This is a genomic window from Burkholderia sp. JPY481, from assembly GCF_038900515.1.
Taxonomy (GTDB): domain Bacteria; phylum Pseudomonadota; class Gammaproteobacteria; order Burkholderiales; family Burkholderiaceae; genus Paraburkholderia; species Paraburkholderia youngii.
The window spans coordinates 53,327-72,941 of sequence record NZ_JAYMRT010000009.1; the positions used below are offsets into that span (position 1 = coordinate 53,327).

Below are 19,615 nucleotides of genomic sequence, written 5' to 3' on the forward strand. Positions count from 1 at the left end.
GGTGTAAACCAGAGGCTTGCGCTGCCTCAACGTGCGCCGCTCAAACTTCGGCGGTGGCGAGGGTGTCGAGCGTGGGAGCGGTGCGGCGGACCTCGTGAGCCCGCGTGTCGGCCACCTGCGGCACTCCGGCCGGGATTCCGGCGACGGCGGTTTGCCGCTCGGCCCGCGTTTGCGCTGCTTTTTTCGTTTTGCCCGCGCGCGACGGCGGCTGACACAGCCCGCAAACGAACGCGTGCTGCGGATCGTGCGCGTGCGCGACGAAGTGGCCGCCGCAGCGGCGACAGGCGCTCAGCTGCAGCATGCCCGAGTCGAAGAAGCGCACCAGCGTCCACGCGCGCGTGAGACTGAGCACCGGCTCGTCGTCGTGCAACTGCACGTGCTCCAGATACAGCCGGTAGCTCTTCACGATCGATTCGATCGCGCGGCAGCCGCCGTAGCCGGCCATGAAACGGTAGATGTTGTAGAACAGCGATGAATGAAAGTTCGGCTGCCAGGTCATGAACCAGTCGGTCGAAAACGGCAGCATGCCCTTGGGCGGCGACACCCCTTTCAGTTCCTTGTACAGCTTGATGAGCCGGTCGCGCGACAGGCTGGTTTCAGCCTCCAGCAATTGCAGACGCGCGCCCAGTTCGATCAGCTCGATCGCGAGGGTGATTTGTTGGGCTTCGAGTACGACGCTCTTACTGGCCATCAGCCGAGCTGCTCGACCGGCTGGCTCGCCATCAGGATGGCCGAATGAGCTTGCGCGATCGCGCTCGACTTGTCCTTGTCCGCGAGGGCGGACAGTACCGCGTGATCGTCGAAGCGGAAGCGGCACAGCATCTGGTTGGACGCCGCGAGCTTGACGGTCTGCGCCAACGACAGGTTGGCGAGCACGTCGGCCAGCTGGTCCGAAATACCCATGCGGAACATGCCCATCGGCTTGTCTTCGCGCAGCAGACGCTGGGCGAGCAGCAGATAGGACAGGTTGACTTCTCTGATCTCACTGAGCATGTGGCTGGTCGTGCTCATGATTCCCCCGTTCGTATGCCCGGCTGGTCAGGCCGATTTTTTTTGCGGAAACGTTTGCTCGAACGCGCGCGCTTAACCCGCGCGAATCGACTCGTCTCTGGTCTTGCAAGCATTGTCTCGAAAGGGGGCACAGCCGAAAATCGGAGAGACACCCCACCGGGATGACGGATTAATCCGTCATTTGTGTAGGAATAATTCCTACAAGTCAGGGTGCGGCGAGTCCCAAATTGGGACGAATTGAGGCGCTGGGCGGGACCGATGATGCGCGCTGGGAATATTTACGGCTGCGGCGTGTACCGGTTGGTGAGTTTTTAGAATTTCACCACCGCACCGTAAAACGGTGAAAAAAGAATTATAAGACGTTTTCACCCGCCTGCCATCCGCCTCCGTTACCCGCGTTTTCCATTCATCCGACCCCCGGGTCCGCTGCTTGCTACGGTGCATTTCGCCCTGTGGCGCGCTCGATTGAGTCGGCGCAATTGCGTTTGCCGATCATGGGACGGTTGCGATTGGACTGTGTATCCAGGCTGTAACGGTCCATGTTTCGCGCTGTAACAACATTAAGCGTTTGAAAAATGACTCGAATTACCGCGGTCGATCCCGATAATGGAGGCTAAGGGATTACCCGATACCTATTTCGGACCACCCTTCGGGCGGGGAGAAACCGCGCCCAACCGCCCGTTAGGGCTACGTACCTCGAGCGGTCCCGCCGTCGTGCGAAGCCCCGGTGAGATCAAAAATCTGCATGGGATTCGGGTCAGCGCCCCTCGCGCTAACTCCAATCGATACAGGAGAAAACGCATGCGAATCGCACAAATCGCGCCGCTCTACGAAGCTGTCCCTCCGAAACTCTATGGCGGCACCGAACGTGTCGTGTCGTATCTGACCGAAGCGCTCGTCGACCTCGGCCATGACGTCACGTTGTTCGCGAGCGGCGACTCGGTCACGTCCGCCAATCTCGAGGCGTGCTGGCCGCGCGCGCTGCGCCTCGATCCGACGATTCGCGATGCATTGGCGCCGCACGTGCTGATGATGGAAAAGGTCCGCAAGGTCGCGCACGAGTTCGACGTGCTGCACTTCCATCTCGACTACATGCCGTTTCCGCTGTTCACGACGATGGACACGCCGTTCGTGACCACGCTGCACGGCCGTCTGGACCTGCCGGAGTTGCAGCCGGTGTTCGACGCGTTCTCGCATGTGCCGGTCGTGTCGATTTCGGATTCGCAGCGTCTGCCGCTGCAGCAGGCCAATTGGCTCAGCACGATCTATCACGGTCTGCCGGACCAGCTGTTGACGCCGCAGCCTCACAAGAAGCCCGAATACCTCGCGTTCCTCGGCCGCATCTGCCCGGAAAAACGCGTCGATACAGCCATCAAGATCGCCGCGCAAAGCGGTCTGCCGCTGAAGATCGCCGCCAAGGTGGACAAGGTCGACATGGAGTACTTCAAGCGCGAAATCGAGCCGCTGCTGTCGATGGCGCATGTCGAGTTCGTCGGTGAAATCAACGAGGCGCAGAAACCCGAGTTTCTGTCGGGAGCGAAAGCGCTGTTGTTCCCGATCGACTGGTCCGAGCCGTTCGGCCTCGTGATGATCGAGTCGATGGCCTGCGGTACGCCGGTTATCGCGTTCAACCGCGGCTCGGTGCCCGAGGTGATCGACCACGGCGTGACCGGCTATATCGTCGAGGACGTGCAAGGCGCGGTAGCGGCTCTGCAGCGTCTGGACGAGCTGTCGCGCACCGAAATCCGCGCACAGTTCGAACGCCGCTTCAGTTCGAAAACGATGGCGCAGAACTATGTCGACGGCTATTCGGCCTTGATTGAAACGTCGCGGCGCCCGGTATTGCGCCAGGTCGCGGTCGGCTAAGCGCGCTTGAAAACGGCCGGCGCTTTTACGGCCGGCCGTTTTCGGTCCGCTTTGAAGCGGCGCTGTGAACCTTCGCTTATAACGCCCAATAGCGGACGAATCCGGCATCGGTATCGTTTGCAGGACCGGAAGACGAAGTCATTCTCGCCGCCGGACGCGAAAAAGCCGCCCTGTATGGGCGGCTTTTTTAATACTGCGATGGTGGCGCTTCCACCGCGGATTAGCGCGTAGCGATTAAGCCGAAGCGGCAAAAAACCTTCAGACCGCTTGCACCGCGTCACCTCGAGCGGAGATCAGGCCGAGCCAATCAGAAAGCGCTCGCGATTCTTGCCAACGATCCATTTGGGCGGCTTGCCGCGCCCGCTCCATGTATTGCCCGACTTGGGGTCCTGATATTTTGCCGGCAGCGGCGTCTTCTTGGGCGGGCGGCCGCGCTTGGCGGCGACCGCGAAACCGAGATCCTGCGCGGTCAGACCGTATTCGGCGATCTTTTGGCGGATGTCGGCAACGACATTGTCGATTTCCGTGCGTCGCGCTTCTTCTGCCTGTGCCTGCAATTTGGCTATCTGCGCCTTGAGGTCTGCATATTGAGACATTCGGTTCTCCCCTTTCTAGAACTCATTCGACCGCAGACTAGCTGCAATTATAGAAATTCGCAATGGCCACTAATACCGGTTTAGCGAATTTTCCTCTGATAATTATTAAAGCGTGTGAATTGTAAAACATGCGCTTTATCTCGTAATAGTTTATAAATTCTGTCCAGATTGACAATCCTTGACACCTGATTTGGCGCTGCCTACCTAGAATTGCGCGCTCAACGTACGTACTCGCGGTTTCCGATGCGTGCTTCTGAAGTGCCAATTCTTTTTAGGATCACCAAACATGCAGTTGTCAAAGCGCCTCGTTGCCGAACTGTTCGGCACCTTCTGGCTCGTGCTCGGAGGCTGCGGCAGCGCGGTCCTCGCCGCCAACTTCGCCGGGCCGGTTCATGGTCTGGGCATCGGTTTCGTCGGCGTGTCGCTGGCCTTCGGCCTGACCGTGCTGACGATGGCTTTTGCGATCGGCCACGTTTCAGGCTGCCACCTGAATCCGGCGGTGAGCGTCGGCCTGACCGTCGCCGGACGATTTCCGGTGCGCGATCTGCTGCCCTATATCGCCGCGCAGGTAGTCGGCGCGGTGTTCGGTGCATTCGTGCTGTCGCTGATCGCGTCGGGCAAGCCGGGCTTCGACCTGGTCGCGAGCGGTTTCGCGACGAACGGTTATGGCGAGCAATCGCCGGGGCACTATGCGCTCGCCGCCGCCTTCGTTTGCGAAGTGGTGATGACGGGCTTCTTCCTGTTCGTAATTCTCGGCGCGACTGATCGCCGCGCGCCGGCCGGCTTCGCGCCCATCGCGATCGGCCTGTGCCTGACGCTGGTCCACCTGGTCTCGATTCCGGTCACCAACACGTCGGTCAATCCGGCGCGCTCGACGGGGCCGGCGCTATTGGTCGGCGGCGCGGCGATCGATCAGCTGTGGCTGTTCTGGGCTGCGCCGATCATCGGTGCGGTGATCGCGGGAGTCGTCTATCCGCTGATCGCCGAGGATCGCTGCAGCGATGCGAGCAAGCTGGCGCTCGACTGACGGCTGGTTCGACGCGTCGGTCGCATGAATGGGCGCCCCGGCGCCCATTACTCATTGCGAGCGCCAATGCGATATCAATGCGCGGCGGCCGCGTGCCGGAGAGCACCGCTGCTAGAATCGGGCGACTTCCCAGCCTCGCACAGGTGCTTTCGATGAACCGTTTCCGCGGATTCCTGCAAGGCGTCGCACTGTCGCTCGGCGGCTTGTGCGCGAGCGCGCTGACGTTGCCGGCCGCGTCCGCGGCGACGAACACGGCGACTGTCGTCGCAACCGCAGCCCCCGCCACGGCTGGGGCGGGCGGCAATATCGAAACCCTCGTATTCGTTCGCCATGGCGAGAAGCCTGCGCAAGGCTACGGCCAGCTAGACTGCCAGGGGCTCAACCGAGCGCTCGCGTTGCCGGCGGTGATCGCCGCCAAATTCGGCAAACCCGATGCGATCTACGCGCCGGACCCCGGCCAGCAAAAAGACGACGGCGGTCATCGGTACTATTACGTGCGCCCGCTCGCGACGATCGAGCCGACCGCGATTCAATTCCAGCTACCGGTGCAAACGCCGTACGGCTTTGCGCAGGTCGACCAGCTCGGCAACGCGCTCGTCGACCCGGCTAATCGCGGCAAGCTGATCGTGATTGCGTGGGAGCACAAGCTGATCGAGAAGCTGTTGCGGCAGCTGTTGAGCGCGCATGGCGGTCGCGCGGCCGACGTGCCGAAATGGCAAAGCGACGACTTCGACAGCATTTACATCGTCCGGCTCGACTGGCAGAACGGCATGCCGCGCGCGAGCTTCAAGCATGACCGCGAAGGGCTCGATGGCCGGGCGACCGATTGCCCTTGTGCTGCGTTGCCGGCGGTGTCGGCGTCTTCGGCAGGCGCGGCCTCTTCCGCCAGTTCGACCGCTTCGGCGCCTGCGGCGGATTAATAGGGTAATACAGATGTAAGCCACGATTACGTGGGCCGGTGCATCAAGCTGCAAGCGTGTGCGACGCGCCGCCTGCCGGCCTGGATTGTCCGGCCGCAAAGCCCCGTGGGGCGCGGCTGCCAGCGAAGTAAGGTGTCTGCGCGCAACGTCCGCGAGTTCTTTCCGCCTGCCTTCGCTGACTTCGACGATGCTTGCAGTCCGTAACATCTGGTCGCAGTCCTCCCCGGCTCGAGTGCGTACATTGGTCCTGTGCGACAAACCTACGTCGCCTCACAGGAGAGACCAACATGAAGCGCATCGTCACTCACTTGCTGGTTGCTGCCGGACTCGCGGCGGGCGCATGCGGTGTCGCGCAGGCGCATACGGATCTGAGCGTCGGCCTATCGCTCGGCGCTCCGGTTTATGCGGCGCCCGCGCGCGTCTACGCCGCGCCGGAGCCGGTGTATTACGGCGGCTGGGAACATCGCTACCCGCGCGGCGACTACTACTACCGCGACTATCACCGCGATGACCGCGGCTGGGGTCACGACAATCGTCGCTGGGGCCATGACTATCGCGGTGAGCACCGCGGCTGGCGGGATTGACGGGCCTAAGCGGAGTGCCACACGTTTCGAGCTTCGCGATTAGCGAGCAACTCCTGCGGCCTGCATCCACGCGAGTGTGGATGCGGGCCGCTTTCAATTTGAGTAATTGCGGTTCAGGACGCCAGTTCGTCGTTGAGGGCAAACAGTTTGCGCAGATGATGCGCAACTCCCGCCTCGAAATTGTTGCCGATGCGCGGCACATGCGGCAGACGCGTGATCAGATCGGGGTTGGCGTTGTTCATCATGAATGGATGGCCGGCCGTCTCGAGCAGATCGATATCGTTCATGTTGTCGCCGAACGCGACGCACTGCGACGCGTCGATAGCGAGTCGCTCGAGCACGATCTGCAGCGCGCGCCCCTTCGACACATTCGCGGTCATCACTTCGAGACAATCCGGCAACGAATAGGTCACGTATAGTCGCTCGCCGAATTCGCGTTCCAGATTGGCGGCCACCTGCGCGAGATCGGCGGGATCGCCAATATAGAGTGCCTTCGCAATGTCGACGCCATTGTGCTTCGGCAGGTCGGTCACTTCGTACGTGAAGCCAGAGTCCTGGTGAAATTCCAGCAGATGGGGCGCGTCGCGATCGATCAGCCACGCCTCGTCAGCAAACAGACTGACGATCACTCGACCATGCGCGCCGACAATTTCTGGCTGCACGAGACGCTGGACGATCGCGGGCTGCAGATCGTCGGCGTGAATCACGGTGTTGTCAGGCGCGTGAACCCGCGCGCCGTTCGACGTGATCAGGTATGGATTGATGCCGAGCAGATCGCGGATGCCCGCGACGTCGCAGTAGTGCCGCCCCGTGGCGATCACGAACTGCAGCCCGTCGCTTTCGAGCTTGCGCACCGTGGCGACCGTGAACGGGTCGACCTGGTGGTCGGCGTTGAGCAGTGTGCCGTCGAGATCCGTGGCGATGACTTTATACATGGTGAGTCCGGCGGCTGAGCCGTCGAGGCAGCGTCAAAGCCGATATTTTACAGGTCTCGTCAAGCCAGCCGCTGCGCCTCGCGCCGCGCCAGCTGCAAGCCGCCATGCGCCGAATCCGCCCGCGGCTCGCGCAGGCGCGCCTGATACGCCTCGGGCACGTACTCGCGCAGCGGCGCGCCGAGGCCTCCGCATAGCGCGACCGGCAGCGCGCCCGTCGCGTCCAGCGCGGCGATCATCTTGCCCACTTCGACGCCAGCCTCGCCGAGCAGGCGCGCCGCGAACGGATGTGCGCGGTGTTCGATCGCGATCGGTGCGAGCCGCGCGTAGGCAGTTTGATTAGCCGCGCACAGCCACACGACCAGGCTGTCGCGATCCTGAGTGCCGGTATGCGCGAGCAACGCATGCGCGAGATCGTCGACGGCAGCGCGGCCGTCTAGCGCCTGTTGCGCGTGCACGATCAGCCGCAGGCCGAGCCACGCGCCGCTCGCCTCGTCGCCTGACGGAAAGCCGTAGCCGCTGGCCATGCGGAACTCGCCGTCGTTCGCAAGCGAGGCCGCGACGCTGCCGGTGCCGAGTGCGACGATCACGCCGGGCGCGCCTTCGTGCGCGCCGAGCAAGGTCGTGTAGGCGTCGGATTCGACGGCGAGTCCGGCCAGTCGCGGCGCGTGCTCGTGAAACTCGGCGAGCCAGTCGCGATTGTTGACGCCCGCAAGTCCGCAACCGAGCACGCAGCGCGACCAGTCCAGCGCGATGCCGGCTCGCTCGAACGCTTCGCCGCAGGCGGCCTGAATGGACTGCCATGCGCGCGGGATGCCGAGCCCGAGGCCCGATGGTCCGCTTGCCGCCTGCGCCAGCTCGCGGCCCTGCGCATCGGCGAGCACGACGCGCGTGCCGGTGCCGCCGCCGTCGACGCCGATCAGAAAGAAGTCGTGGTTCATCGAATCGAATCAGTTCTGTGGGTGAATAACGCTTAGCGTGGCAGGTCAGTTTGAATCGCGCAATTAGCCGATTGGCCAGCTTGCGGCGTACACCGCTTCCGCTATGCTGGCGATCGATACGACCACGCGGGAGCGCGACAGTGACACAACGATGCAACTGGGTATCGAGCGAAGCGCTCGCACAGTACCACGACACCGAGTGGGGTGTACCCTCGCGCGACGACCAGCACCTGTTCGAAATGCTGGTGCTCGAAGGCGCTCAGGCCGGATTGTCGTGGTCGACGATACTCAACAAGCGCGCCGGCTACCGCCGTGCTTTCGCGGACTTCGACATCGACAAGGTCGCTGCCTTCACGCCGAAGCACGTGGACGCGCTCGTCGCCGATGAGAGCATCGTGCGGCATCGCGGCAAAATCGAGGCGGCGATCCAGAACGCGCGCGCCGTGCTGCAGATCCGGGCCGAACACGGCTCGCTCGCGAACTTCGTGTGGTCATTCGTCGACGACACGCCGATTCAGAACGAATGGGCTTCGTATAAGCATGCGCCTGCGTCGACGGAAGTATCGGACGCGCTGAGCAAGGCGCTCAAGCGTTATGGCTGCAAATTCGTCGGGTCGACGATCTGCTATGCATTCATGCAGGCGGTTGGCATGGTCAACGATCATGAGACGACTTGCATGTGCCGTGAGCGATGCGCGTCGCTGGGCAAGAAGGGGCGTCGTCGTAAGGCGGGGTAAGGCCAAGGGGTCCGTCGGACGCGCAAACTCGCGAATTGGCGCCTTTTTTTCATGCTCGTAGTCGGTCCTTCGTCGGACGGCGCACGGTGGATACTCATCGCCATGCGCTCGCTCGATGTGCGCTCAACAACAAATAACTACCGCCTCGGACGCGGGAGACCAACCATGAAAACTCTTCGCTTCCTGACGCATCAGGACATATACGATCGGTCCGTCACGCATCTGTTCGAACAGAAACGCGCTGCATTGCTACCGAGGGGTGGCGGCGCCTACCGCGGCTATTGTGGCGGATGCCCGGTCGGCAACCTGATCAAGCCGCGCGACTATGTGACTGCGATGGAAGGCGTGCCCGTGCGCTTCATCGGCAAACCACCGACGGAAGTGCCCGCTTACATGGATGTCGGCGTGGCCGCGCTGAAAAAAGCGCTGCTGCGCGCCCGCATCAACGTGTATGACCCCGTGACCATCGCTCTGCTCAGTTGCCTGCAAAACGTGCACGACGTGTTCGGCACGTGGGAGTGGCACGACCGGCTGGGCTCGATCGCGCGCGAATTCGGACTGTCGGCCGAGCGGCTGAGGAACGCGGCGTAACGGCTGCCCCGGCGGCGCACAAATCCGATGCCGCAAAAGCAAAACGGCGGTGTGGCTTCTGTCGAAGCTCACACCGCCGTTCGGCGTACGTAAAAGCGTGCTTAGTGCAGCTTTTTCGGCAGCATCTGGCTGCGCAGACGCTTGTGCAGGCGCTTAACAGCTGCTGCCTTCTTGCGCTTGCGAGCCGTAGTCGGCTTTTCGTACGACTGGCGCTCACGCAGTTCAGCGATCAGGCCATTCTTTTCGATTGCGCGACGAAAGCGGCGAATTGCCACTTCGAACGGCTCGTTTTCCTTCAGAAGAATCGTCGTCATGTAATTCCTAACTCAATCACTAGATACGGGTTTAATTGCTTGGCGGTAACCGCTCAGGTCACCACTTACGCACCGGCACTCCGGTCACTCCGATTCATGGCCAGTAACAGGCAAACGCGAGGCTCATAAACAACCCCGGCCAAACCACGAATGAAGCGAGAGGCAAAGCGGCCACGGAGGCCGGAAAAGAGAGGTGGGGAGTTCACCGCGGAACGCGGACAGACGTAATGCAAAAGCCGCGTCTGTTGCCGTTTCGCCAACCTTTCATCAATGAAGAACACTGACGAAACAGGCAAAGATCTCAATTCACTCCCGATGATATCAGGAAACTCTCCATCCTACCAGGGGTTTACCGATTGCGCCAGGCTTTTCCCTGGCGCCGATGGCCTTCGCGTGGGCGATCGAGGCGCCCGCCTTATCAGGCGCTCGCTTCGTCCAGTTCACGGATATCGTCGGCGGTGAGGGACAGGTGGACAGCTGCGATCAGGCTCTTCAACTGCTCGACCGAGGTCGCGCTCGCAATGGGGGCCGTAACGCTCGGCCGCGCGATCAGCCATGCAAGCGCGATCGGGGCCGGCGTGCTGCCGTGCCGTTGCGCGACACGGTCGAGCGCGCCGAGAATCCGTAGGCCGCGCCCGTTCAGGTATTTCTCGGCCCGGCTCCCGCGTGCCTTGCCGGCCAGATCGGCCTCGCTGCGGTATTTGCCCGACAGGAACCCGCTCGCGAGGCTGTAATAGACCACCACGCCGAGATGATTCGCCAGCGCCACCGGTTCGTTGTCGCCCTCGTATTGCGCGCGGTCGTACAAGTTGTATTCGGGTTGCAGCAACTGATACTCGGGCAGCCCGTGCTCGCGCGACACCGCAAGCGCTTCCTCGACGCGCGCGCCACTATAGTTAGACGCACCGATCACGCGCACCTTGCCCGCCTCGATCAGCTTCTGATACGCACCGAGCGTTTCAGCGAGCGGCGTCGCGGAGTCGTCGTCGTGGGAGAAATAGACGTCGACGTAATCGGTTTGCAGGCGGCGCAGCGAGTCTTCTACGGCCGCCTGGATATTTGCCGCCGACAGCCCCTTGCGCTGCGGATGCTTCGACACCTTGGTCGCGAGCACGATCCGTTCGCGCTTGCCGCTTCGCCGGAACCACTTGCCGAGGATCGTCTCCGACTCCCCGCCCTGGTTGCCGGGCACCCAGGCCGAGTAGACATCGGCGGTGTCGATGAAATTGAGTCCGGCTTCGACAAACGCATCGAGGATCGAGAAAGAGGTGGCTTCATCGGCCGTCCAGCCGAATACGTTGCCGCCGAACATCAGCGGGGCGACCTGCAACGAGGAAGTGCCGATCCTGCGTAGTTCCATGATGGCTCCAGACTGGGGTGGACGGAATGGCGTGAGCGAACTGCTTGGGACGATGCCGGGACCGTTGAGCATACGCCGCCTTGCACCAGGTTGCAGCCGGGACCGACGGCTACGCTGCACGCCTCGTGCCTGAACGCAGTCGATGCATGGCACAAAAGATGACGCAATTGCTCGCGCGCGCCTCGAGCATTTTCAGAACACCGCTGGAGTTTTATGAATGCCGCCCTGCATTGTGCGCATTGCTGACATCCGCTAGCACCTCGAAATGCTCAGGCTTGAGCCCATCGCACCACCGCTGCCACATGATGCGAAACGCGCGCGACGCGGCATGAGCGATCATACCCGCATCGATAAGGACCGACTGCCTGCAGTAGTCGCGAAGCTCCCGCCGCACTACCGCGAGCGCTTCGGGGTCGGCGGCCAGCGCGGCGCACTTGCGCACGAAGTCGTCCTTGTCCCGCGCGACGAAGGCCGCGTCAAGCCCGAGGTGCGAAAGCCACCCCGTGCTGCTGCGGCTCGCCATCGAAACGCCGGGCAGGGTCATGGTGGGCACGCCCATCCACAGCGCTTGCATGGTCGTGGTCGAATTGCCGAAGGGGAACGTGTCGAGACAGACGTCGATCAGATGGTGCTGCTGCAGGTAGTGCACGACGTTTCCACGCTTCAGAAAGCTGAGGCGACTCACGTCGATGCCTTCGCCCGCGAGCAGTCCGGTCAGTTTGATGATCTGCTCCGGCTCGCTAATCGCACCGATAAGCAAGCGCGAATCCGGCACCTCGCGTAGCACCCGCGCCCAGAGCGCCACAACTTCGGGGCCGATCTTGACGATCCGGCTGAAGCTGCCGAACGTGATGAAGCCGTTCGTCAGCGCGGGCAGATCGTTGACTTCGGGCGCTTGCGGATGCGGCTTGAACGGCGCGAGCGCGGGGAGGAACACGAGTTTTTCGGAGAACCAGCTCTCGAACTGCTCAAGCGGCGTGACAAACCGGTCCGACAGGTAGTAATCGACGGAATCGAGACCGGTCGTGGCTGGGTTGCCGATCCAGCTCACCTGGACCGGCGCCGGCTTGCGTGCGAAGGTCAGGAGTCGGTTGCGGCCGGTATGGCCGGACAGGTCGATAAGGATATCGATGCCGTCGTTACGGATCTTCTGTGCGACCGTGTCGTCGCTCATGCCGAAGATTTCGCTCCAAGTCTGTGCATGGGCGCGAATCTCCTCGGTGAAGCTGTCAGTCACCGTGTAGTTCGAATAGATGTGCAATGACAAGCTAGGGTCGCGCGCCAGGTGCTCCAGCACCGACAGGAAGAAATACGCAACCGGGTGATTGATAAGGTCGCCCGAAACGAAGCCAATCCGCAAACGCCGCGCTGGGTCACGGTCGTTGGTGTGCCGGGGCCGACGCGTGTTCAGCGGTGCTTCGTGACGTGCCGCGAACGCGCGGAACTCCGCGAATGCGCCTGCTGCATCGAGGTCGGGCTTGTGCATCAGGTAGAACAGCAGGTTGCTGTGTGTCACTGACTGCATCGGAGCCAGTTCGAGTGCGCGGCGAAAGGCGGTTTCGGCTTCGTCGTACAGTCCATGCTTGCCCAGCGCGCAGGCGAGCGAGTCGAATTCGTATGCATCGTTCGGCGCTAGCTCCACGGCACGGCGGAGATAGCCAATCCCCTCGGCGAATTTGCCCATTTCCAGCAAGGCAGAGCCCAAGTTGCGGTGCAGTGAAGCATTCTCGGCGTATTTTTCGAGCGCCTGTCTGCAATGCGCCTCGGCACGCTGATACTGGCGAGTGACAATGAGCCGGTCTGCCAGTATTGTCTGGGCGAGGATGTGTTTAGGCAGCAAGCGGGCGGCATGCTCGGCCGCCTCGACGGACTCGTTGAAGCGTCCCGTGAGTTGCAGGACACGCCCAAGTTCGAACCAACATTCGCCGTGCGCAGGGTATTGCTGCGTCAGTCTGCGGGCAATCTTCAGCGCAGCTTCGAGTTTCCCGCTGTCCAACAAGTGCTGGTATTGGCGCATCTCCTTGAGGCTTGCTCGGCGCGTATCGATTTTCACGCGCTCGTCCGTCTCGGGTGCCAGAGCAGGTGCGTTGCAACCGCTCGCGTCGGCCTGCGGAGCGGTTGCCTCGCCCTCCGGATCAGACATGAGCCGCTCATTTTCCCCGTTAATCCGCGCGCCCAGCGTCCGGACGGCTGCATCGGGAAGGCCTTGTTGGCGCGCGACGTCGAGCGCGATCCGCGCCGCCTCGGTCTGCTTGCTGGCGACGAGGGCGTTGATGTAATAGACCCAGATCTGCCCGTTCTGCGGCACCTGCCCGAGCACCGTCTCGAAATGCGGCACGGCCTCGGCGGGCCGCTCCGTTTGCATGAACAGCACGCCGAGGTGGTAGTGCGCGTCGGTGTGATCGCTCGCGACCTCCAAGACAGATGCATAGAGCGCTGCGGCCTCACCATATTCCTGCTTCTGATGATGGTCGATCGCGCTCTGCATGGCGAGCGCGATGTCGTGATTCTGCTGTAGTTCGGAGGCAAACGGGACGGTGTCGGCCGGAATAGGAAAAGCGGTCATGACGAAGGCGCGCGTGTGCGGCAGGAAGTCGGAACGATGAAATTATGGGGGGCGGACAATTGCGCCGATGGTCCGAGCTAGCGTCAAAACAGCCGCCAATTTGGCTTCGATTACGAGGAATACGCGGGGAATCCAGCGTGAAACTCAGCCTCAATGAGAAGAACGATGGCAGCGCAAAGGGTTTTGGGCAGTCGTGAACTCCTTCTTTCTTGCCTGAAGTGATTGCGAAAACGGTCCGTTCTCAAGTCAGAGCAACGGAAAGGCGAGAAAAAGCCCGCACAAGGCGGGCCGGGAAGCGCGCGCGCCGCGAACGGCGCGATGGAACGTTAGGGCAGCTTCAGTACCGCGCCATGTTCAGATACTGCCCGGCGTTCCGGCTCGCTTGCATGCTCGCCTGATACTCGGCGCCCAGCGCCTGCTGCGCGGCCTGCGCGGCCTCGACAATTCGGCTGTCGATCTCGTGGATCGCCTTGAGCCGCGCCATGACCTCCTGCGGCTGGGGTGCGCCGAGCGCCGTCAAGAGCGGCGAGCGCTCGTCCGCGATTTGCGCGGCACGCTCCCACTCGCCGACAGCGACCGCCAGTTCGAGCTCTTTCGTCATCTGCCAGATGCGCTCGATCGTTGCAACGTTCTGCATGACTCGCTCCTCGTTGCGCTCACTTCTTGTTCGTGGCGAGCGCGCCTGCGCTGTTGGCGCCACCGAACAGTTGCGTGAGGTATTGCGAGTTGCTGCTCATCGTCGCCATGAGCGTGTTGAGCGCCGTGAATTGCGCGGTGTACATGCTAGTGAGCTGGGCCTGCCACGCCGTGAGCGTCGTCTTCTGATTCGAGAGGCTCGTCAGCTCGCTGTTGATCGCATCCGTGCGGTTCTGGATGATGCCGCCGGACGAGGTGTAGGTCGTGATGCTGTCGTCCAGTTGCGCGGCGATGCCGTTCGTCGGGTTGAACAGCGAGGCTACCGCCGACTGGTTGTTCTGGAGCGCATTGCTGAGCGTCGTGTTGTCGACCGAGAGGGTGCCGTCCGCCTGGAGCGTGATGCCGATCGCGGCGAGCGTCGTCTTCGAGGTGCCGCTGCCCACGCCGCTGCCCACGATCTTGGCGAGCTGATTCTGGATCATGTTCACCGTAGAATCGCCGATCAGCACGCCCTGCGACGTCGAGTTCGCGTTGTACGCCGTCAGCGATCCCATCGTCGTAACGAGCGTGTTGTAGAGGCTGACGAAATTGTTGATCGCCGAGGACTCTGCGCTGGTGTTCTGCGCGATCGTGAGCGTCTGCGTGGTGCCGACCGCCGCTGCCGTGAGGTTCAGCGTTACGCCGGACACGGCCGCCGTCACGGTGTTCGAGGAGCTGGTTACGCCGACACCGCCGAGCGTAAAGTACGCATCCTCGGCGGCTTGCGTCTGGGTCCAGCCCGTGCCGGTAATGGTCGACTGGCTGGGGTTGATTGCTTTGCCGCTGCTATCGGTACCCGTGAGGTCGCTCGCACTGGAGATCGACCTGCCAGCGGTAGTCGTCACCGCGAGTTGGTTCAGGGCATCGGCGTTGCCGCTCGCATCCTTATTCGAATCGTTGACAGTGATGCTGATGCCGCTCGACGCCCCGGTCGAGGCCGATTGCAGCACGAGGTGCGCGCCGTCCGCGCCGGTCACCACGGTCGCCACTACGCCGGGATTGTCGTTTGCCGAATTGATCGCCGATGCAATGCCGGCGATCGAGCTGTTCGAGCTATTCAGGGAAATCGTGCTGCTCTTGCCGTTGACCGTCAGGGTCATCGTGGCCGCGCCGGAAGCCAGGTTCGTGGCCGAACCGTAGCCCGCCGAGGTGAGTACTTGCGACGTGGCGACCTGCGCCACATTGAGCGAGTACGAACCCGCCACCGCGCCGGTGCTGGCGGTTGCAGTCACACCGCTGCCGCTCAGGGTGGTGGAGAACGAGTTGAGCGTCGCGCCGTCGCTGAGCGGCCCGGCGGCTGCCTGCAACGCGGACAGTGCCGCGGATAGCGTGCCGTATGCCGAGATCAGCGTGTTGTCCGCGGTCTGCTCGGCAGCGATGGTCGCGGCCTGGCCGGCGGTCTTGGCGTTGACGAGCGCGCTGACGAGCGAACTTGTGTCCATCGACGAATTGGTCGAGCCGCTAATGATCGACTGGGCGGCTGCCTGCACCGTGGCGTTGGCGCTTGCGGTCGTGGTGGCGACTGCACTTGCGATCGCGCTGGTGGTGGATCCGGTTACGGTGGACATGAGAAGGCTCCGAGCGTCGGCAATGCCGGTTAAAGCGATTTAACAAGCGGGGTAACGCAGGAAAAGACAATCGGGAGGCAAGCCTCCCGACGGGTTTGCGTCCGGCGCGCATCGAGCCGCGCGCCGGATGCCTGCAACGGGAAGCGCCTTACTGGAGGAGCTTCAGGATCTGCTGCGGTTGCGAGTTCGCTTGTGCCAGAACCGAGATACCGGCTTGCTGAAGCACTTGCGCCTTGCTCAGGTTAGCCGTTTCTTGCGCGAAGTCCGCGTCCCGGATCGACGACTGTGCGCTCGACAGGTCCGTCGATTGCGCTTGCTGCGTTGAGCCAATGACGCTGAAGCGGTTTTGTGCCGCGCCCAGCGTTGCCTGGAGGCTGTTAAGCGTGTTCAACGCGTTGTCGATCGATTCCATCGCCATGCTGCCGCCGCTCTGGGTGCTGATGTCGATCTTCGCAACAGTCGACGGCGTGTTGAACGCATTGATCTGAGCAATTGCATTGGCGTTGTCGAGTCCAGCTTGAGCTGCGTCGACGGCACTTTGTGATCCGGTGCCAGCGGCGAGATTTGCCTTGGCGGTACTGAGCGCAGTCTGGTAGGCGGACGCAGAGCTCACGGCGGCATCCGCAAGCGTCATAGCCGCACCGGTGCCGTTGAAGCTGCTGGCTGCCGCACCGAACACACCCGAGACTTCAGCGCTGGTCAGTGCCTGGTTGTTCTGATCCGTGAACGTGAAGCCACCGCTGCCGTCGGAGAGCACGTTGATGGAGGTGATCGTGGCCGTTCCAGTCGTAGCAGCACCGGCCGAGTCCAGCGACAGGTTGGTGAGTGTGCCGAGCGTATTGCCCTTTACCGGCACGCCGTTGCCGAGCTTCGCAGCCGACATGTCTTGCGTCAGGTTCAGGCTGATCGTCTGGCCAACGTTCGCGCCGACCTGGAACGACACGTTGCCCATCGTACCGTCGAGCAGGTTCATGCCGTTGAACGTCGTTTGCGACGCGATACGGTTGACTTCCGAAACTTGCTGTGCAACTTCCTTCTGCAGCGCTGCACGGTCATCGTCGGTCATCGAGCCGTTCGCCGATTGCGTAGCCAGCTGGCGGATACGCTGCAGGCTGTTCGTCAGCGACGCCAGGCCGCTCGATGCCGTTTGCACCATCGAAGTGCCGTCGTTCGAGTTCGACACACCCTGGTTCAGACCGTTGATCTGGGTCTGCATGATGTTCGAGATCGCAAGACCTGCTGCGTCGTCCGCTGCGCTGTTGATGCGCTTGCCCGACGACAGGCGCGTGATCGCCTGCGACAGCGCGCTACCCGAACCAGACAGGTTCTGTTGCGCGACGAGCGAGTTGATATTGCTGTTGATTCCGAGCATTGAAATTCTCCTGATGGGGCCCTCGGCCCAGTAACGGCAGCGGTTCGTTGGTTGGCCGCCTTGTTTGTGATTACGACCCCACCCGGGAAAACTTTAGCCACTTGTTGATACGCCCCTGCCCCCTTCCTACGTCAGCGCGTCGCGGGGGACACGTCATTAGAGATCGGGGGAACCTGGGCTTCGTCCTTCGGGTTTCCGCCGTTTGAGGCTCGGGGGCGTCGATGACCTCTTTCGCGTCGCAATGCTGATGCGTCGCGGATCGCGCTCGATGTGCGCCCGACCTTACGGCTTCGAAATACAAAGCCCGCGCTGCCCGTCATCGGTCGAATTGAACCGCGCTTCGCGCTCAATTCGGGCCGCCACCGCGCGAGCTCATACCTTAAGCTGCAAATCCACGATTCCCCCACGCCCACCGTGACCGCTACGAGCCCACTCGCCCCCACGCGCCAGCACATTCTGAGCGAAGCCACCGCCCTGAGCGCCACCGGACAGTTCGCCGACGCACTGGCGCTGCTTGCGCCTCTGGTCGGCACGGAGGCCACCCCCGAGGACGCGCAGCACGCCGATGCGCTCAACCTCGCGGCCGTGTGCGCGACGGGTGCGGGGCAGCCCGCGCACGCGCAAGCTCTATGGTTGCGCTGCATTCAGGCGAAGCCGGATTTCGCCGATGCGTATCTGGGCCTCGGAGCGATGCTCGCGACCCTCAACCAGCTTGCCGAAGCGGAAGCGGTTTATGGACTGCTTGCTGCGATACGCCCCGAGGATCCCGATGTCCACAGCAATCGCGGCATTGTCCTGCACCGTCTCGGACGGCACGACACCGCCGAGGCCGCGTACCGCGTGGCGCTCGCTCTTCGCCCGAATCACGTCGACGCGAATTACAACCTCGGCATCGTGCTTCACGAGCAGCGCCGCCTCGACGAAGCGGAGGCGGCCTATCGCACAGCGCTCGCCGCGAATCCTCAATTTGCGAAGGCGAACAACAACCTCGGCAATCTTTTGTGCGAACGCGGCCGGATCGAAGAGGCTGAAGAAGCGTATCGGCAGGCTCTGCTCGCGCACCCGCAATACCCCGAGGCACTGAACAACCTGGGCGCCATTTACAGGACGCGCGGCCGGCTTCGCGAAGCCGAGCTGGCCTGCCGGCTCGCGCTTCAGATCCGGCCGGCCTACGCGGACGCGCTCAACAACCTCGGCTGTGTGCTCACCGAACTCAAGCGCCTGCCCGAGGCGGAAAACGCCTACCGGCAGACGCTTGCGTTGCGCCCCGCGTTCGCCGAGGCGCACTACAACCTCGGTTGCGTGCTGCACGCCCTGGACAAACTGGCCGATGCCGAATCCGCGTATCGCGACGCGCTTCGGCTCGCGCCGAACCGTGTCGAAGCGGCCAATAACCTGGGCTGCACGCTGCTGGCGCAAGCTCGCCTCCCCGAGGCACTCACGGCGTTTCGCCACGCGCTCTCATTGCGCGCCGATATCGCCGAAACCCACTTCAACATCGGCAGCATCGTGAAAGAACTCGGCGACCTGGAGCAAGCCGAAGCCGCCTATCGCCGCGCGCTCGCACTGCGCCCCGATTACGGCGACGCGAAGTTCCGTCTCGCCACGCTGCTCATCAGCATGGGCCGCTTCGAGGAAGGCTTTCTGCTCTACGAATGCCGCTACCACATGCCTGACTTCGCGCATCACGCCTCGCAGTCGATGCTGCGGTGCCCGCGCTGGCGAGGCGAGCCGCTCGCCGGCAAATCACTGCTCGTTTGGCAGGAGGATGGACTGGGCGACATGCTGCAATTCGGGCGCTATCTGCGCCTCTTGAAGGCTCAGGGCGCCGCTCACGTCGCGTTTGCCTGTATGGCACCGCTACAACGCCTGTTCGCCGATGTCGATGGAGTCGACGCCGTGCTCACTCATGACGAAGCCTCCGCGCGTGCCGGCGATTTCGATTGCTGGACCAGCGCGCTCAGCGCACCGCTGTATCTAGGCACGACGCTCGACACGATTCCGCCGCCCCTGCGCATCACCTTGGCCCCGTCGCGCGTCGCCCATTGGCGCGCGCGCCTTGCCGCTCTGGGCGCGGGACACCGCGTGGGTCTCGTGTGGAAGGGCAACCCGAAACACCACAACGACGTGCACCGGTCGCTACCGTTGCTCAACGCACTTGCGCCGCTGTGGAGCCTGCCGGACGTGAAGTTCGTGAGCCTGCAAAAAGGCGCGGGGGAAGACGAAGCGCTGTCATTTCCTGCGAGCCTCCCGATCCTGCCTCTCGGCGCGGACCTCGAAGACTTCACCGACACGGCTGCGGTCATCTCGCAACTCGATCTACTGATCTGCGTGGACACGTCGACAGCACATCTGGCAGCCTCGCTCGGCAAACCATGCTGGGTGCTCTTGCCGGCACGCGACGTGGACTGGCGCTGGATGCACGGCCGCGACGACTCGCCGTGGTATCCCGATACAGTTCGTCTGTTCAGGCGAGGGCTGGATGAACCGTGGCCCGCTGTCGCGGAGCGCGTGCGACAGGCCTGCGCTGCGTGGTTCGGCGCGTGACATCAACG

The 19,615-nt window shown here is 62.8% G+C and carries 18 protein-coding genes; 7 read left to right on the forward strand and 11 right to left on the reverse strand.

Going from position 1 to position 19,615, the window contains the following annotated elements:
- Positions 1-40: 40 nt before the first annotated feature.
- Both flhC and flhD read right to left on the reverse strand, forming a co-directional pair.
- Positions 41-691: a flagellar transcriptional regulator FlhC gene (flhC, locus tag VSR82_RS21590; protein ID WP_410852147.1), complete on the reverse strand. Its 651-nt coding sequence runs from the start codon at positions 689-691 to the stop codon at positions 41-43.
- The gene (flhD, locus tag VSR82_RS21595; protein ID WP_176109964.1) at positions 691-1,011 is read right to left on the reverse strand and encodes a flagellar transcriptional regulator FlhD; all 321 of its coding nucleotides are present in this window, start codon (positions 1,009-1,011) and stop codon (positions 691-693) included. The genes flhC and flhD overlap by 1 nt, the downstream gene beginning before the upstream one ends.
- Before the next feature lie 801 nt (positions 1,012-1,812).
- Here flhD and VSR82_RS21600 point away from each other — a divergent pair.
- Positions 1,813-2,877: a glycosyltransferase family 4 protein gene (locus VSR82_RS21600; RefSeq protein WP_152852578.1), complete on the forward strand. Its 1,065-nt coding sequence runs from the start codon at positions 1,813-1,815 to the stop codon at positions 2,875-2,877.
- 293 nt (positions 2,878-3,170) lie between these two features.
- On the opposite strand, the gene VSR82_RS21605 is transcribed toward VSR82_RS21600, so the two are convergent.
- A complete protein-coding gene (locus tag VSR82_RS21605; RefSeq protein ID WP_013090908.1) occupies positions 3,171-3,473 on the reverse strand; it encodes an H-NS histone family protein in 303 nt (100 codons plus the stop codon).
- Positions 3,474-3,759: 286 nt separating this feature from the next.
- Between VSR82_RS21605 and aqpZ the strand changes: the two genes are divergently transcribed.
- The 3 genes from aqpZ to VSR82_RS21620 all read left to right on the forward strand — a co-directional run bounded on the left by aqpZ (position 3,760) and on the right by VSR82_RS21620 (position 6,004).
- Positions 3,760-4,500 carry an aquaporin Z gene (aqpZ, locus tag VSR82_RS21610; protein ID WP_429461271.1) on the forward strand — a complete coding sequence of 247 codons (741 nt, stop codon included), beginning with the start codon at positions 3,760-3,762 and terminating at the stop codon, positions 4,498-4,500.
- A gap of 152 nt (positions 4,501-4,652) precedes the next feature.
- Complete coding sequence (locus VSR82_RS21615) at positions 4,653-5,420, forward strand: histidine phosphatase family protein (RefSeq protein WP_498858046.1); 768 nt, start codon at positions 4,653-4,655, stop codon at positions 5,418-5,420.
- A 287-nt stretch (positions 5,421-5,707) separates the two neighbouring features.
- A complete protein-coding gene (locus tag VSR82_RS21620; protein ID WP_429461275.1) occupies positions 5,708-6,004 on the forward strand; it encodes a PXPV repeat protein in 297 nt (98 codons plus the stop codon).
- A 113-nt stretch (positions 6,005-6,117) separates the two neighbouring features.
- Here the strand turns inward: VSR82_RS21620 and VSR82_RS21625 are convergent, their stop codons facing one another.
- Together VSR82_RS21625 and VSR82_RS21630 are read right to left on the reverse strand one after the other, a co-directional pair.
- The gene (locus VSR82_RS21625; protein WP_176109960.1) at positions 6,118-6,939 is read right to left on the reverse strand and encodes a Cof-type HAD-IIB family hydrolase; all 822 of its coding nucleotides are present in this window, start codon (positions 6,937-6,939) and stop codon (positions 6,118-6,120) included.
- 59 nt (positions 6,940-6,998) lie between these two features.
- Positions 6,999-7,877, reverse strand: coding sequence for a glucosamine kinase nucleotide-binding domain-containing protein (locus VSR82_RS21630; RefSeq protein ID WP_410852142.1), 879 nt, complete (start codon positions 7,875-7,877; stop codon positions 6,999-7,001).
- A 140-nt stretch (positions 7,878-8,017) separates the two neighbouring features.
- On the opposite strand from VSR82_RS21630, the gene VSR82_RS21635 reads away from it, so the two are divergent.
- Complete coding sequence (locus tag VSR82_RS21635; RefSeq protein WP_429461278.1) at positions 8,018-8,614, forward strand: DNA-3-methyladenine glycosylase I; 597 nt, start codon at positions 8,018-8,020, stop codon at positions 8,612-8,614.
- A 165-nt stretch (positions 8,615-8,779) separates the two neighbouring features.
- A complete protein-coding gene (locus VSR82_RS21640; RefSeq protein WP_368585642.1) occupies positions 8,780-9,205 on the forward strand; it encodes a hypothetical protein in 426 nt (141 codons plus the stop codon).
- Positions 9,206-9,306: 101 nt separating this feature from the next.
- On the opposite strand, the gene rpsU is transcribed toward VSR82_RS21640, so the two are convergent.
- From rpsU to VSR82_RS21670, 6 genes are all read right to left on the reverse strand, one after another.
- Positions 9,307-9,519 carry a 30S ribosomal protein S21 gene (gene rpsU, locus VSR82_RS21645; protein ID WP_006050883.1) on the reverse strand — a complete coding sequence of 71 codons (213 nt, stop codon included), beginning with the start codon at positions 9,517-9,519 and terminating at the stop codon, positions 9,307-9,309.
- 418 nt (positions 9,520-9,937) lie between these two features.
- Positions 9,938-10,879: an aldo/keto reductase gene (locus VSR82_RS21650; RefSeq protein WP_429461280.1), complete on the reverse strand. Its 942-nt coding sequence runs from the start codon at positions 10,877-10,879 to the stop codon at positions 9,938-9,940.
- A gap of 211 nt (positions 10,880-11,090) precedes the next feature.
- Entirely contained in the window at positions 11,091-13,445 is a 2,355-nt protein-coding gene (locus tag VSR82_RS21655; protein WP_498858047.1) for a tetratricopeptide repeat protein, read from the reverse strand.
- A gap of 337 nt (positions 13,446-13,782) precedes the next feature.
- Positions 13,783-14,082, reverse strand: a complete 300-nt coding sequence (fliT, locus tag VSR82_RS21660) for a flagellar protein FliT (protein ID WP_429461284.1) — start codon at positions 14,080-14,082, stop codon at positions 13,783-13,785.
- A gap of 19 nt (positions 14,083-14,101) precedes the next feature.
- Entirely contained in the window at positions 14,102-15,688 is a 1,587-nt protein-coding gene (fliD, locus tag VSR82_RS21665; RefSeq protein ID WP_429461286.1) for a flagellar filament capping protein FliD, read from the reverse strand.
- A gap of 148 nt (positions 15,689-15,836) precedes the next feature.
- Complete coding sequence (locus VSR82_RS21670; RefSeq protein WP_368585637.1) at positions 15,837-17,060, reverse strand: flagellin; 1,224 nt, start codon at positions 17,058-17,060, stop codon at positions 15,837-15,839.
- Positions 17,061-17,474: 414 nt separating this feature from the next.
- Between VSR82_RS21670 and VSR82_RS21675 the strand changes: the two genes are divergently transcribed.
- Complete coding sequence (locus VSR82_RS21675) at positions 17,475-19,607, forward strand: tetratricopeptide repeat protein (RefSeq protein ID WP_498858048.1); 2,133 nt, start codon at positions 17,475-17,477, stop codon at positions 19,605-19,607.
- Positions 19,608-19,615 lie beyond the last annotated feature (8 nt).